Here is a 14074-nt window from a genome sequence, read left to right as displayed (position 1 = left end):
GCCGCCCCGCGTTGACCAGACGCGCCGCCGAGGCCGCGGCCGGCTCAGCCCGGTGTCACCAGCCGGGCCTCGTAGGCGAACACCGCCGCCTGGGTGCGGTCGCGCAGGCCCAACTTCACCAGGATGCGGCTCACATGGGTCTTGATCGTGGACTCGGCGACCACCAGCCGCGTCGCGATCTCCGCGTTGGACAGCCCCTTCGCGATGAGGACCAGCACCTCTGTCTCGCGCTCGGTCAGATCGCCGTACGCCTGGGCGTGGGGGGCGGGCCGCAGGCCCGTGGACAGCTTCGCGAACTCCGCGATCAGCCGCTTGGTCACCGAGGGGGCCAGCAACGCCTCGCCGGAGGCCACCACCCGTACCCCTTCGGCCAGTTGGCGGGCCGAGGCGTCCTTGAGGAGGAAGCCGGAGGCGCCCGCCCGCAGCGCCTGGTACACATACTCGTCGAGGTCGAACGTGGTCAGCACCAGCACCTTCGCCGCGCCGTCCGCCGCGACGATCTCCCGGGTCGCCTCGAGGCCGTTCAGCTCCGGCATGCGGATGTCCATCAGCACGACGTCCGGGGCCAGTTCGCGGACCCGCTCGACCGCCTCCCTGCCGTTGACCGCCTCCCCGACGACCTCGATGTCGGGCATCGCCCCGAGCAGCACCGAGAAGCCCTCGCGGACCATCATCTGGTCGTCGGCGATCAGTACGCGGATCGTGCCGGTCGTCACGCGGGATCCTCCGCCTGGGCCGTCGGCAGGAACACCGTCACCTCATACCCTCCGTCGTCCGTGACCGCCGCCGTGATCTGCCCGTCCAGCATCGAGACGCGCTCACGCATGCCCGTGATGCCGTGTCCCGCCCCGTGCGTGGACTTCGCCGGCCTGACCTGGGGCGGCGGGCCGTTGACTATACGCAGGCCCAGCCCGCCGAGGACATAGCCGATCTCCACCCGGGCCGTGGCGCCCGGCGCGTGCCGCAGGGTGTTGCTGAGGGCCTCCTGGACGATGCGGTACGCCGACAGCTCGACGCCCTGCGGGAGTTCGCGCACCGCGCCCGTCGTGACCTTCTCGACGGACAGGCCCGCGCCCCGCACATTGGCCAGCAGAGCGTCGAGATCGGCCAGGGTGGGCTGGGGGGCGTCCGGGGCCTCGTAGTCCTCCGCGCGTACGACGCCGAGGACGCGGCGCAGTTCGGTCAGGGCCGCCACCGCGTTCTCCCGGATCGTGGCGAAGGCCTTCTCCAGCTCCGGCGGCGGGTTCTCCACACGGTAGGGCGCGGCCTCGGCCTGGATGGCGACCACGGACATGTGGTGGGCGACCACGTCGTGCAACTCGCGGGCGATGGTGGTGCGTTCCTCCAGCAGGGTGCGCCGGGAGCGCTCCTGCGCCGTCTCCGTCCGGTGCGCGGTCACCTCGCGCGCGGCGGCGCGCCGTACGTGCCAGACGGTGACGGCCAGCAGGACGAACGCGGACAGGATCAGGAAGGGCGCGGTGTTGACATAGGAATGCTCGTAGCCGAAGAGGCTCTGGGCCAGCAGCCCGTAGGCCCCGGTGACCAGCCACATCCAGGCCGCCGCGCGCGGCCGGGTCCGGATCGCCACGACGGTCAGCACGACGAGGTGGGAGAAGAAGTTGCCGGGCCTGAACGGCCAGGCGTCCGGTGTCATCCCCCCGATCGTCGAGACCGCGGTCGCCCCGAGGGACAGCCAGAAGGCCCCGACCGGGCGGACGAGCGTCAGCAGCACCGGGACCAGCACCAGCAGCCCGGCCGGTACCACCGGGAAGGCTCCGGTGTGCGACCCGGCGACCAGCATGCCGATCACGCCGAGCGCCGCCACCACGGCGTGCGGGGTCCAGGCCGCGTACTCGCGCATCCGGCCCGGCAGCCGCCCGGTCAGTCGGCCGTCGACGCTCATCCGGGGCAGCGGCCGGTAGGCGAAGGCGTCCTGGAACAGGTCCTGCCGCAGCCCGCGCAGGGCGTCCACGGCCAGCCGGTACTCCATGCTGCGGGACGCGGCCCCGCCGCCGGGTCGCGTGGTCTGCGTCTGGGGTGTCTCGGTCACCTGGCCACGGTAGGTCGCCGAGAGGGGCGCGGTCGTCACCAGTGAGAGGGGTCCTCGGGGATCCGTCTGAAGTACTACGGGGCCTCGGCCCGGTACGGACTCGGGTACGGGTACGGGGTCAGTAGCCCGACGGCCGTACCAGCCCCGACTCGTAGGCGAACACCGCGGCCTGAGTGCGGTCGCGCAGGCCCGACTTCACCAGGATGCGGCCCACATGCGTCTTCACCGTCTGCTCGGCCACGACGAGCCGCCCGGCGATCTCCGCGTTCGACAGACCCTGCGCGATGAGCGCGAGGACCTCCGTCTCCCGCTCGGTGAGATCTCCGACCCGTGCCTTGAGCGGGGCCCGCGGGGTGCTGTCGAGCCGGGAGAACTCGGCGATCAGACGCCGGGTGATCCCGGGGGCCAGCAGGGCGTCGCCCGCCGCCACCACCCGTACGGCTTCGGCGAGTTGGTCGGCGGAGGCGTCCTTGAGCAGGAAGCCGGAGGCCCCGGCGCGCAGGGCGTCGTACACGTACTCGTCGAGGTCGAAGGTGGTGAGCACCAGGACCTTGGGGTGCGGGGTCTTCGCGGTGATGCGGCGGGTGGCCTCGATGCCGCTGAGTTCGGGCATGCGGATGTCCATCAGGACGACGTCCGGGGCGAGTTCGGCGGCCCGCGCGATCGCGTCGAGGCCGTCGACGGCCTGCCCGACGACCTCGATGTCGGGCTGCACGTTGAGCAGCACCGTGAAGCCCTGCCGGACCATCATCTGGTCGTCGGCTATCAGGACGCGGATGGCGGGGCTCGTCATCGGTTCTCTTCTCCTGTCGGGCCGTCGGGCCGGTCACCCGGCTCGTCGTCGGGCTCGTCATCGGGTGGGAGGTCTGCCGGGCTGGGCAGGAAGCAGGTCACGGCGAATCCGCCGCTCGATGTCTCGGACGTGACGAGGGTGCCACCGAGCATCGCGGCACGCTCCCGCATCCCGAGCAGGCCGTGGCCCGCCCCCGGTGACGGTGAAGCCGGGCGCGTGGGGCGGGAGTTGACGACCCGCACCTGCACGCCCCGTGGAACGTAGCCGAGTTCGACCCGGACGGTGGAACCGGGCGCGTGCCGCAGCGCGTTGCTGAGGGCCTCCTGGACGATCCGGTACGCCGACAGCTCCACGCCGGAGGGCAGCGGGCGCACCTCACCGGTGGTCTCGGTCTCGACCTCCAGGCCCGCGGCGCGGGTGTTCTCCACCAGGGCGTCGAGCCGGTCGAGGGTGGGCTGCGGGGAGTCGGGGGCCGTGCCGGTGCCGCTGCCGATGCCGTACGGGTCCTCGGGGTTCTCCGCGCGCAGGACGCCGAGGACGCGGCGCAGTTCGGTGAGGGCCTCCAGCGCGTTCGCGCGGATGCCGTCCAGGTTCTCCCGCAGTTCGTCGGGCGGGTCCTTCACCAGGTGCGGGGCGACCTGGGCCTGGATGGAGATGACCGACATGTGGTGCGCGACGACGTCGTGCAGTTCGCGGGCGATGCGGTTGCGCTCCTCCAGGAGGGTGCGGCGGGCGCGCTCCTCGGCGGTGACGGTGCTGAGTTCGTCGAGTCGGGTCCGGGCCTCGCGTCGGCCGCGCAGCACGCCGCCGACGAGGACGACGACGAGGAAGACGACCAGCGCCGCCGGTGCGGTCTGCGAGGTTCTCACGGGGGCGGGCACGCAGAGGAGGGTCACCGCGGCGGTCACCGCGAGGACCTCGGCGCAGACGCGGGTGCGGGCCCGCAGAGCGAGCAGGAGCAGGACGACGGCGCACGCGAGGATGGACTGTGCCGTCCAGGGCCACGGCGGCAGGGACGCGGCACCCGGAAGCGGACGCGGTACGCCGACCGGATGCGGGACGACGAGCGCGGGCACCGCGGTGGACTCGGGCGACCGGGCGGACGGGGTGGTCAGCCGGGCGAACTGGTTGGCCACGACCATCGCCGCCAGCGACAGCCACCAGGCGGGCAGCGGACGCCACAGGGCGAGCACGACGGCCCCGCCCTGGACGAGCGCGATCGCCAGGGCAAGCCCGCTGGGCAGGCCGTAGTCGCCGGTCAGTTCGTTCGGCGCGGCGACCGTCAGGAGCAGCGCGATCAGGCCGACCAGGACATGCGGCGCGAGGCCGAGGCCGCGCGGACGCGACAGCGGCGGCAGGGGGGCGGCAGCGAACGTCCCCAGGTCGTCCCACAGGACCCGTGACAGCCTCCGCAAGCGGCGCGGCTTCTCGGGCCGGGCCACCTGCTCGGGCCCGGCCACCGGTTCTCGCCTCGCCGACGCCTCCCCCATCCGGACCACCCTAGGCACTGTCGATCACCCTGACTACGGCCGCCCGGCCCGGCGGACGGCCACCACGCGGGAGCCCCGGGCCCGGCGCGGCCCCTGTTCATGGATGCGGAACGTGTACCAGCACAGGGCGAGGACCAGGGCGAACACCGGCAGCCAGGCCAGCCGGGCGGCCACCCAGCCCAGGTCCTCGGGGGCGGTGTGCAGGCCCGGCAGGTGCCCGGCGAGCAGGCCGGTGGCGGTGGTCGCCATCAGGGCCGTCTGATGCCAGAGGAAGATCGTCATCGCGGAGAGGTTCACCAGCGCCACCGCCGCCCAGGCCAGGGGCCGTCGCATCGCCCGGCGCAGCGGTTCCCGCAGCAGCAGGGCCAGTCCGCACTGGGCGAGGCCGAAGGTGACCGCGGCCAGGGTCGGCGGGTCGAGGTTCGAGACGGCGGCGCCCGGAACGCCGACCATCGACGCCGGGTAACCGGCGAACACCACCAGCGCCGCGGTGGCCACTGCGCCGCACACCAGCAGCACCCAGCCCGCGCGGCGGCCGGTCAGCTCGCCGCGCGTCCAGCTCGCGCCCAGCGTGTACGGCACGAGCCAGCCCGCCGCGACGTTCACCCAGCCGAGCCAGGACGGCCCGCCGAGCCCGAAGCGGATCAGGTCGACGTGGAGGACGACGGCCAGGGGCCACAGCGGACTCAGCCGGGTCAGCAGCGGTGTCGCGGCCGTCAGCGCGGCGAAGACCAGCAGGAACCACAGCGGCGACAGGGCCAGCTTCACCAGGGTGTGGACCGTGTCGCCGTCCGCGCCGGACACCAGCAGACAGACCGTCGCGACCGTCCACAGCGTCAGGACCGCGGCGACGGGCCGGAACAGCCGGGCCGTACGGGCGCGCAGCCACGCCCCGTACGAGACGCCGCGCGCGCGTGCACTCGCGTACCCCTTGGTGGCCACATGGCCGCCCACCAGGAAGAACACGGCGAGCGTCTGGAACGCCCAGGAGATCGGGGTGAGCCAGGGCATGAAGTGCAGCGGGCTCGCGGTGCGCAGCGTGGCGCCGTCGGCGACCAGGGCGGTCACCAGCCAGTGGCCCACGACGACACCGAGGATCGCGAAGGCCCGCAGGGCGTCGACGGCGCGGTCCCGCTCCACGGGGGTGGCGGCGTCCACACGACGGGCCACGGTACGGAGGGTGCGTACGGGGCGCGGCGGCCGGTGGACGTCAACGGCCTTGGGTGCGGGGGCGGTTGCGATGCTCGCGGTGAGGACCGGCCGGTGGTGCCTCGTCCGGTCACGCATGGTCCGCCTCCGGTGTCCGGCCGAGCACGATCCGCGCGAGGTTGGCCACGCTGACCGAGCCCGGTGCGAAGTAGTCGCTGTGGCCGCCGTCGCCCGCGTCGAAGATCCGGGCGCCGTACGCCGGGGACACCGGGTCGGTGCCGAAGCCGACGGTCGTGCCGAACGCCGTCACCCGCGTGTGGGGCACATCGGCGATCCAGTCGCGGGCGCCGCGGGCCGCCCAGACGCGGGCGCGGGTGTGCAGGTCGGCGGCGGAGTCCACGCCGGTGCCGGGGCTGCCGACGAGGACGATGTCCCGTACGTCGGCGGCGGGCGCGGTGCGGGCGCAGACGACCGTGCCGTAGGAGTGGCAGAGGAGCGAGACATGAGCCGACGGGCCCACCAGGCCGCGCAGTTGACGCAGGAAGCGCGTCAGTCCGGGGGCCGCCTGCTCGGCCCGGCCCGGCGTGAGGGCGTCGGTGCTGAGCATCCGGGGCGTGTCGTAGCCGAGCCAGGCGATGACGGCGGTGCGGGGGCCCGTGCGGTGGTGCAGGGCGAGCGCGCCCGCGCGGAGGCGCCCGTAGGACTCCAGGGTCGTGTCGGAGCCGGGGACCAGGACCGCGATGTGCTCCGCCCGGGTCAGGTCGCCGAAGACCTCCGTCGCGCGTCCCGTGCCCCGGCCGTCGAAGGCCAGCAGGTCCCGGGACGTGGCGGCCAGCGCGCGGTCCGCCGCGGCGCGACGTCGGTCACCGGCCGCCGCGGCCATCCGCGCGGCCTCGGCGGCGCCCGCGCGGTTGGCCGCGTAGACCGTGGGGAGCGTGGCCGCCGACAGCGGGGGAAGCGCCGCCGGGGGCGGGGCCGGGACCTGGGGGCGCCCGGCGGCGGAGAGGGGCACGACGACACCGCCCACGACCAGGGCGGCGAGCAGCGCGCGCCACAGGCGGCCGGGGCGTGCGCCCGTCCGGCGCCCGGAGCCGCGCGTCGCCCTCTCGGTCTCGGCGCTCGCCGGTCCGCTCCCCCGTGGCCTCATGCCGCCCTCCCCTTCTGCCGGGCCGCTCAACGGCCTGCTCAGGAAGGGAAGTTACGAAGCGCGACGCGTCGTCGGCATCACGCCGGAGAACTCATCTCCGAGGTAGCTCTCAGGTATGACGGGTATGACGGAGCGGTCCGACGACTGCTCCATCTCGCCCTGTCCGTACGGGCGTCGGCGAGCGGCCTGGCTACCACGCGAGCTGCGCGATCTCCTCCGCCACCACCGCGCACGCGTCCGCGGCCGGGTCGATCAGCGGGAAGTGGCCCACGTCCTCCAGGAGGGTGAGGCCGACGACCTCGCCCGCCTTCGCCGCCGCGTCCGCGTACGACTCGGCGACCGCCTGCGGGACCACGTTGTCCGTACGGCCCTGGACGAGCGTCGTGGCGATACCGGTGGGGAGCAGCAGCGCCGGGTCCGTGTAGGGCTGCCGCTGTGCGAACAACGTCTGTCCACCGAGCAGTTGGCCCGCCGCACCGCCGCACACACCCAGCTCCTCGGCTCGGTGGAAGTCCGCGATCGGGGCGAGCGCCACGACACCGCGCAGCGGGGCCGGACGCTCCGTACGCCACGGGGCGTCCGACGGCAGGACATGGCGGGCCGCGATCCACAGCGCGAGGTGGCCGCCCGCCGAGTGGCCGGTGATCACCGTGCGGCGCACATCGGCCTGCGGCAGCGCCGCGCCGACCAGACCCGGCAGCGCGTCGAGCGCCGCCGCGACGTCGTCGAAGGTCTCCGGCCAGCGGCCCGCGACCGGCAACTCGGCGCCGTCCCCGCCCGGTTGCGTATGCGTGCCGTCGTCCGGGCCGCCCCTGCGGTACTCGACGTTCGCCACGGCGAAGCCGCGACGGGCCAGGAAGTCCGCGAACGGGGTGATGTGCAGGCGGTCGTAGGGCGCACGCCACGCGCCGCCGTGCAGCACGACCACGAGAGGGGCGGGCCCACCGGCCTCCTCCCCCTGCCGCGGGGCATAGAAGTCGATCACCTGGTCCGGGTGGTCGCCGTAGGCGGCGGTGGCGTCGGGCTCCACCGGCGGGTGCGCGAAGAGGGACGCCTCCTCCGCGTCGGCGGCATCGGCGGACGCGCCGTCCGGGCTTACGGAATCATGGCGCGCGGCGGCGTCCGGCATGCTCCAACCTCTCAGTGACGGAACGGAATTCGGTACGCGGTGGCCGGAATCCGACCGGCCGCCCGCGGGGACCGTACCAGGCGGGTGACCTGCGCTCCCATGGGGTTGTTCACGCACGGTGAGGCCATGGCGAACGCGACGTCCGGCGGTGGCGGGCGCGATGGTCCGCGGTGGCGGGCGCGACGTTCCCGCCGCCCCGCCCGCCACCGCCGAAGCGCCTCAGCGCAGCGTCTTCGCCAGGATCCGGGCCGCCCGCTCCACGTCCGCGAAGCCCACGTACAGCGGCGTGAAGCCGAACCGCAGCACGTCCGGCGGCCGGAAGTCACCGACCACACCGCCCGCGATCAGTCGCTTCATCACCTCGCCCGCGTCGGCGCAGCGCAGCGCCACCTGGCTGCCCCGCTCCGCGTGCGCGGCGGGCGTCAGGGACTCGACCGCGCCCTCGGGGACGTACGCGCTCACGCACTCCAGGAAGAAGTCCGTGAGCGCGAGGGACTTGGCGCGCACGGCCTCGATCGAGACGCCTTCCCACACCTCGAGCGCCGCCTCCAGCGCGAGCATCGACAGGATGTCCGGGGTGCCGACCCGACCGCGCGGCGCGCCCGCCGCCGGTGCGTAGTCGGCGCTCATCCCGAACGGGTCCGTGTGCGAGTTCCAGCCCGGCAGCGGGGAGTCGAAGCGGTCCTGCGCCTCCCGGCGCACATACAGGTACGCCGGTGAACCCGGCCCGCCGTTCAGGTACTTGTAGGTGCAGCCGACCGCCAGATCGACCCCGTGGACGTCCAGCCCGACCGGCAGCGCGCCCGCGCTGTGGCACAGGTCCCAGACGGCGTACGCGCCCGCCGCGTGCACGGCGGCCGTCAGGGACGGCAGATCGTGCAACCGGCCGGTGCGGTAGTCGACGTGGTTCAGCAGGACCGCCGCCGTCCGCCCGGACAGCGCCTCGGGCACCTGCGCCGGGGTCACCGGGCGCAGCGTGCACCCCGTCATCCGGGCCGCCGAGGCGGCGATATAGCCGTCCGTCGGGAACGTCGTCGCGTCGACGAGGATCTCGTCCCGCCCGTCCCCGTCCTCGGCGGCCATGCGGACGGCCGCCACCAGGGCCTTGAAGACGTTCACGCTGGTCGAGTCGCCGACCACGATCTGTCCGGGGGCCGCCCCGACCAGCGGGGCGATGCGGTCGCCGATCCGCTCCGGCGCCGTCCACCAGCCGCTCTCCTCCCAGGAGCGGATCCGCAGCGATCCCCACTGCCTGCGGACGACGTCCTCCAGCCTGCCGGGAACGGCCGCGGGCAGCGCGCCCAGCGAGTTCCCGTCGAGGTAGACCGCGTCGTCGAGCACGAACTGCCCGCGCTGCGCGGCCAGTTCGTCGGCCGCGTCCAACTCCTGTGCTTTCGCCGTCAGTTCAGACATAGGACCGCGCCGTCCACAGCTCGGGGAACACGCTCTTCTGCGCCCGCTTCTCCAGCCAGGCCACCCCGGCGGAGCCGCCCGTACCGGCCTTGGCGCCCATCGCGCGCCGGGTGGCCAGCAGATGGTCGTTGCGCCAGCGCCACACCAGTTCGGCGACGTCGGTCAACGCCTCGCCGAGCCGGGCGAGTTCGCCCTCCGGATCACCGCGGTAGATCTCGGCCCAGACCGCCTCGACCTGCTCCGAGGGCTCGTAGCGCCGGGAGACGTCGCGGGTGAGCAGGGCGTCCGGGATCACGTGGCCGCGGCGCGCGAGCAGCCGCAGCACCTCGTCGTACAGGCACGGCTCGTGCAGCGCCTTCTCCAGATCGGCGTGGGCGCGCGGCGCGCCCCGGTGCGGGACGAGCATGGACGCGGACTTCTCGCCGAGCAGGAACTCCAGGCGGCGGTACATCACCGACTGGAAGCCGGAGCCCTCGCCGAGGGCCGAGCGGTAGGCGTTGAACTGGGCGGGCGTGAGCTGGGCCAGGGGCCGCCAGGACGCGTTCAGCGCCTCCAGCTCCCGCGCGGATCTCTTCAGCGCGTCGATCGCCGCCGGTACCCGGTCCTCGGTCAGGGCCTGCGCGGCGGTCTCCCACTCATGGACGAGGACGGTGAACCACAGCTCCATGACCTGGGTGGTGACCAGGAAGACCATCTCTCCGGGGTCGTCGGAGAGGGTGTGCTGGAGATGGGTGAGGACGTCCGCCTTCACATAGTCCTCGTACGGCGTCGTGCCTTGGAAGTCGAGATGCGGAGTCTCGGGCTCCTGAGCCGCGTGGGACTGGTGAGCCGGTTGGGACATCGCTGTCTCCTGTGGGTGTGCTCGGGTAGCGGTCCGCCCCTGCCGATGCCGGCACGGGGGCCCCGGTCCCCACCTGGCATCCTGCGCAACACACCCGCGCACCGCAAGGCCCGCCCGGCAGCGGGCGGGCCCTGATCCGGGGCCGGCCCGGCTAGCCGAGCGTCTGGGCGGCGGTCGGCGAGGAGTCCTTGAGGAACTGCGTGCAGCGCTCGTACTCCTCCTGCTCGCCGATGCCCTCGGCGGCGCGGGCGAGGGCGTGCAGGGCGCGCAGGAAGCCGCGGTTGGGCTCGTGCTCCCACGGCACGGGGCCGTGGCCCTTCCAGCCGCCCCGCCGCAGGGAGTCCAGGCCGCGGTGGTAGCCCGTTCGGGCGTAGGCGTACGACTCGACGACCGCGCCGCGCTCGAAGGCGTCGTCGGCCAACTGCGCCCAGGCCAGCGAGGAGGCGGGGTAGCGGGCGGCGACCTCGGCGGGCGCGGTCCCGTTCGCGAGCAGCTCGCGCGGCTCCGGGTCGTCGGGGAGACGGGTCGGGGGCGGGCCCCCGAGGAGGTTCTCGTGAAGAGTCATGGGACCAGTGTGGAGCACCACCCCGGGACCGTGACCGACGGTGTCGGCACTGGCTAATGCTTCGTGCCGGGCGTGCTCGGTTCCCGGCTGGTGCTTCGTGCCGGGCGTGCTCGGGCTAGGGCCTCTCGCGCTTCGTGCCGGGTGCGCCCGGTCCGCGGCGTGGCTCCAGCGGTGGGGTCGTCACGCAGCCGTGGACGCGGCACTCGGGGCGGCGGCCGTCCGGTGCCTGACGGCGGATCGTGGCGAAGGCGAGTACCGCCCCGGCCACCAGGACCCCCGCGCAGATCGGCATCGCGCGCCGGAACGCGGCGTCGAAGGCGTCCGCCGAGCGGTACGCCTCCGGGCCCATCCCGGCGAGCAGCGGCAGCGCGGCCACCGCGACCAGACCGGCCGCGCGGGCCGCCGCGTTGTTGATACCGCTGGCCAGACCGGCCTGGCCGGTGTCCACCGAGGCGAGCACGGTGGCCGTCAGGGGCGCGACCAGGGTGACCATGCCCGCACCCATGACCAGCAGCGCGGGCAGCACGTCGACGACATACCCGGCGTCCTTGCCGACGCGCAGCATCAGCAGCAGCCCGGCCGCGCACAGCAGCGGGCCGACGGTGAGCGGGATACGCGGCCCGATGCGTTCGGCGAGGGCGCCCGAGCGGGACGAGAAGAGCAGCATGAGGACGGTCGTGGGCAGCAGCGCGGTACCGGCGCGCAGCGCCGAGTAGCCCGCCACCACCTGGAGCTGGAGCGCGGTGAGGAAGAAGAAGCCGCCGAACGCCGCGTAGACGCAGAGGGTCACCAGGTTGACCGCGGTGAACTGGCGGGAGGCGAAGACGGCGGGCGGCATCATCGGGTTGTCGCGGTGCCTCTCGATGTACACGAAGGCGGCGCCCGCGGCGATCCCCGCGAGCGCCGTGACGACCACGGGCAGGGAACCGCCGCGGGCCTCGATGAGCGCGTACGTCACCAGGGCGAGGGACAGCGCGCCCAGGGCCGCGCCGAGGACGTCGAACCGGCCGGGGGCGCGGGCGCCGGAGGACTCGGGGACATGCCGCAGGGCGATGGGCGCGCAGACCAGCGCCAGCGGGATGTTGAGCAGGAACACCCAGCGCCAGCCGGGGCCGTCCACCAGCCAGCCGCCGAGGAACGGCCCGATGGCCGCACCGATGCCGCCGAACCCGGACCACAGACCCACCGCCCGCGCACGGTCGTCGGGGTGGAACGAGGCCTGGATGAGCGCGAGCGAGCCGGGCGTGAGCAGGGCGCCGCCGACGCCCTGGAGCGTACGGGCGGCGATGAGGATGCCGGTGCCGGGGGCGAAGCCGCACAGCAGCGAGGCGGCGGCGAACCAGACGACCCCGAGGACGAAGATCCGGCGGCGGCCGAAGCGGTCGCCGAGCGCGCCGCCGAGGAGCAGCAGACCGGCGAGCGTGACCAGATAGGCGTTGACGGTCCACTGGAGCGCGGCGAGGCTCGCGTCGAAATCGCGGCCGATGTGGGGCAGGGCGACGTTGACGACGGTGGAGTCCAGCAGCACCATGCTGGAGCCGAGCACGGTCGTCAGCAGGATCCACTTCCCCTGCGGGGAGCCGAACCTGACGGCGGGGACCTGCCGCGCGACGTCAGCCATGCCGCGATCATCCCGCGGCGAGGGGCACGTGGCCAGAGGGCGAGGAGCCCGGCGCCGCGATGGCACCGGGCTCCTCGTGACAGCCGCTCACCGGCTGAACCGAGTCGTCGAGCGGGTTACTTCGCCCGCGTACCGGCCGACCGGAGGTGGCCGCAGGCCTCGACGACGCGCTTGGCCATCGACGCCTCGGCCACCTTGCCCCACGTGCGCGGGTCGTAGGTCTTCTTGGAGCCGACCTCGCCGTCGACCTTCAGGACGCCGTCGTAGTTCTTGAACATGTGGTCGGCGACCGGACGCGTGAAGGCGTACTGCGTGTCGGTGTCGATGTTCATCTTGACCACGCCGTTCTCCAGCGCCGTCAGGATCTCCTGCTCGCTGGAGCCGGAGCCGCCGTGGAAGACGAAGTCGAACGGCTGGCTGCCGGCGGGCTGCCCGTACCGGGCGGCGACACCCTCGTTCAGCTCCTTCAGCAGGTCGGGGCGCAGGACCACGTTGCCCGGCTTGTACACGCCGTGCACATTGCCGAACGAGGCGGCCAGCAGATAGCGGCCCTTGTCGCCCAGGCCCAGCGCCTCGGCCGTGCGGAGCGCGTCGTCGACCGTGGTGTAGAGGGAGTCGTTGATCTCGTGGGAGACGCCGTCCTCCTCGCCGCCGGTCGGGGTGATCTCGACCTCCAGGATGATCTTCGCGGCGCGGGCGCGCTCCAGCAGCTCCTGGGCGATCTTGAGGTTGTCGGCGAGGGTCTCCGCGGAGCCGTCCCACATGTGGGACTGGAACAGCGGGTTCTCACCGCGGGCGACGCGCTTCTCGGAGAGCGCCAGCAGCGGGCGGACGTACCCGTCGAGCTTGTCCTTCGGGCAGTGGTCCGTGTGCAGCGCGATGTTGACCGGGTACTTCTCGGCGACGATGTGCGCGAACTCGGCCAGCGCCACGGCGCCGGTGACCATGTCCTTGCTGTACTGGCCGCCCAGGAACTCGGCGCCACCCGTGGAGATCTGGACGATGCCGTCGCTCTCGGCCTCCGCGAAGCCGCGCAGCGCAGCGTGCAGGGTCTGGGAGGAGGTCACGTTGATGGCCGGGTAGGCGAACTTGCCTGCCTTCGCCCGGTCGAGCATCTCGTTGTAGACCTCGGGGGTTGCGATGGGCATCTGTCCGCTCCTTGTATGTGCGGGGTGACGTACTGCTCTTTACGGCCCTGACCTAGGGGGCGACATCATCGTCATCCCCATCTTTCCAGACTTGCCCCGTTGCCAGGCCCGGACGTCCCGGCCTGTGGACAACCCCGCGACCGACCGCCGACCGGCCGACCGCGACACCGACCGGCCGTCAGTCCAGGCCCAGCTCGTCCTTGCCGTACGCGAAGAGGTACGGCACCCCGGCGCCTTCCTGGATCTTCTCGGCGACACCCATGTCCCGGTCGACGATCGTCGCGACGGCGACCACCTCGGCGCCCGCCTCCCGTACCGCCTCCACCGCGGTGAGCGGGGAGCCGCCCGTGGTCGAGGTGTCCTCGACGACCAGGACCCGGCGGCCCTTGATCTCCGGGCCCTCCACGCGCCGCTGCAGGCCGTGCGCCTTGGCCGCCTTGCGGACGACGAAGGCGTCCAGCTTGCGGCCGCGCGCCACCGCCGCGTGCAGCATGGCCGTCGCGACCGGGTCCGCGCCCATGGTCAGACCGCCGACCGCGTCGAACTCCAGGTCCTCGGTCAGGTCGAGCAGCACCTGGCCGACCAGCGGCGCGGACTCGCCGTCGAGGGTGATGCGGCGCAGGTCGACGTAGTAGTCGGCCTCCAGACCCGAGGAGAGGGTCACCTTGCCGTGCACCACGGCCTTGTCCTTGATCTGCTGCAGAAGGGCGCCACGAACGTCACTCATA

The 14074-nt window shown here is 73.4% G+C and carries 13 protein-coding genes; all 13 read right to left on the bottom strand.

Translation table 11 applies throughout. The annotated features are described in order from the left end of the window. Nucleotides 1–44: 44 nt before the first annotated feature. The 13 genes from ACZ60T_RS21010 to pyrE all read right to left on the bottom strand — a co-directional run bounded on the left by ACZ60T_RS21010 (nt 45) and on the right by pyrE (nt 14073). Nucleotides 45–716, bottom strand: coding sequence for a response regulator (locus ACZ60T_RS21010; RefSeq protein WP_469667217.1), 672 nt, complete (start codon nt 714–716; stop codon nt 45–47). After that, a complete protein-coding gene (locus ACZ60T_RS21005; RefSeq protein ID WP_469667216.1) occupies nt 713–2050 on the bottom strand; it encodes a sensor histidine kinase in 1338 nt (445 codons plus the stop codon). The genes ACZ60T_RS21010 and ACZ60T_RS21005 overlap by 4 nt, the downstream gene beginning before the upstream one ends. A 118-nt stretch (nt 2051–2168) precedes the next feature. Then, a complete protein-coding gene (locus tag ACZ60T_RS21000; RefSeq protein WP_469667215.1) occupies nt 2169–2843 on the bottom strand; it encodes a response regulator in 675 nt (224 codons plus the stop codon). Next, complete coding sequence (locus ACZ60T_RS20995) at nt 2840–4333, bottom strand: sensor histidine kinase (RefSeq protein ID WP_469667214.1); 1494 nt, start codon at nt 4331–4333, stop codon at nt 2840–2842. Before ACZ60T_RS20995 ends, ACZ60T_RS21000 begins: the two co-directional genes overlap by 4 nt. Before the next feature lie 33 nt (nt 4334–4366). Further along, nucleotides 4367–5620 carry an acyltransferase family protein gene (locus ACZ60T_RS20990; protein WP_469667213.1) on the bottom strand — a complete coding sequence of 418 codons (1254 nt, stop codon included), beginning with the start codon at nt 5618–5620 and terminating at the stop codon, nt 4367–4369. After that, entirely contained in the window at nt 5613–6629 is a 1017-nt protein-coding gene (locus tag ACZ60T_RS20985) for an alpha/beta hydrolase (protein WP_469667212.1), read from the bottom strand. The genes ACZ60T_RS20990 and ACZ60T_RS20985 overlap by 8 nt, the downstream gene beginning before the upstream one ends. Nucleotides 6630–6819: 190 nt before the next feature. Next, nucleotides 6820–7758 carry an alpha/beta hydrolase family protein gene (locus tag ACZ60T_RS20980; RefSeq protein WP_469667211.1) on the bottom strand — a complete coding sequence of 313 codons (939 nt, stop codon included), beginning with the start codon at nt 7756–7758 and terminating at the stop codon, nt 6820–6822. Between the two features lie 219 nt (nt 7759–7977). Next, on the bottom strand, nt 7978–9171 hold the full coding sequence (gene kynU, locus ACZ60T_RS20975) for a kynureninase (protein WP_469667210.1): 1194 nt from the start codon (nt 9169–9171) through the stop codon (nt 7978–7980). Continuing rightward, nucleotides 9164–10012, bottom strand: a complete 849-nt coding sequence (locus tag ACZ60T_RS20970) for a tryptophan 2,3-dioxygenase family protein (protein WP_469667209.1) — start codon at nt 10010–10012, stop codon at nt 9164–9166. The genes kynU and ACZ60T_RS20970 overlap by 8 nt, the downstream gene beginning before the upstream one ends. A 151-nt stretch (nt 10013–10163) precedes the next feature. After that, nucleotides 10164–10577: a DUF3151 domain-containing protein gene (locus tag ACZ60T_RS20965; protein WP_365631392.1), complete on the bottom strand. Its 414-nt coding sequence runs from the start codon at nt 10575–10577 to the stop codon at nt 10164–10166. 115 nt (nt 10578–10692) lie between these two features. Then, on the bottom strand, nt 10693–12198 hold the full coding sequence (locus ACZ60T_RS20960; protein WP_469667208.1) for an MFS transporter: 1506 nt from the start codon (nt 12196–12198) through the stop codon (nt 10693–10695). A 116-nt stretch (nt 12199–12314) separates the two neighbouring features. Continuing rightward, a complete protein-coding gene (fbaA, locus tag ACZ60T_RS20955) occupies nt 12315–13346 on the bottom strand; it encodes a class II fructose-bisphosphate aldolase (RefSeq protein ID WP_365631388.1) in 1032 nt (343 codons plus the stop codon). Nucleotides 13347–13524: 178 nt separating this feature from the next. Next, complete coding sequence (gene pyrE / locus ACZ60T_RS20950; RefSeq protein ID WP_469667207.1) at nt 13525–14073, bottom strand: orotate phosphoribosyltransferase; 549 nt, start codon at nt 14071–14073, stop codon at nt 13525–13527. Between the last annotated feature and the right edge of the window lies 1 nt (nt 14074).

This window comes from Streptomyces sp. NPDC104371 (assembly GCF_055583785.1).
This window is presented reverse-complemented; position numbering and strand designations above follow the sequence as displayed.

What these genes read in the sequence shown, in the direction of transcription:
- ACZ60T_RS21000 (WP_469667215.1), bottom strand. Translation starts at nt 2,843, where the DNA reads ATGACGAGCCCCGCCATCCGCGTCCTGATAGCCGACGACCAGATGATG.
- ACZ60T_RS20995 (WP_469667214.1), bottom strand. Translation starts at nt 4,333, where the DNA reads ATGGGGGAGGCGTCGGCGAGGCGAGAACCGGTGGCCGGGCCCGAGCAG.
- ACZ60T_RS20990 (WP_469667213.1), bottom strand. Translation starts at nt 5,620, where the DNA reads ATGCGTGACCGGACGAGGCACCACCGGCCGGTCCTCACCGCGAGCATC.
- ACZ60T_RS20985 (WP_469667212.1), bottom strand. Translation starts at nt 6,629, where the DNA reads ATGAGGCCACGGGGGAGCGGACCGGCGAGCGCCGAGACCGAGAGGGCG.
- ACZ60T_RS20980 (WP_469667211.1), bottom strand. Translation starts at nt 7,758, where the DNA reads ATGCCGGACGCCGCCGCGCGCCATGATTCCGTAAGCCCGGACGGCGCG.
- kynU (WP_469667210.1), bottom strand. Translation starts at nt 9,171, where the DNA reads ATGTCTGAACTGACGGCGAAAGCACAGGAGTTGGACGCGGCCGACGAA.
- ACZ60T_RS20970 (WP_469667209.1), bottom strand. Translation starts at nt 10,012, where the DNA reads ATGTCCCAACCGGCTCACCAGTCCCACGCGGCTCAGGAGCCCGAGACT.
- ACZ60T_RS20965 (WP_365631392.1), bottom strand. Translation starts at nt 10,577, where the DNA reads ATGACTCTTCACGAGAACCTCCTCGGGGGCCCGCCCCCGACCCGTCTC.
- ACZ60T_RS20960 (WP_469667208.1), bottom strand. Translation starts at nt 12,198, where the DNA reads ATGGCTGACGTCGCGCGGCAGGTCCCCGCCGTCAGGTTCGGCTCCCCG.
- fbaA (WP_365631388.1), bottom strand. Translation starts at nt 13,346, where the DNA reads ATGCCCATCGCAACCCCCGAGGTCTACAACGAGATGCTCGACCGGGCG.
- pyrE (WP_469667207.1), bottom strand. Translation starts at nt 14,073, where the DNA reads ATGAGTGACGTTCGTGGCGCCCTTCTGCAGCAGATCAAGGACAAGGCC.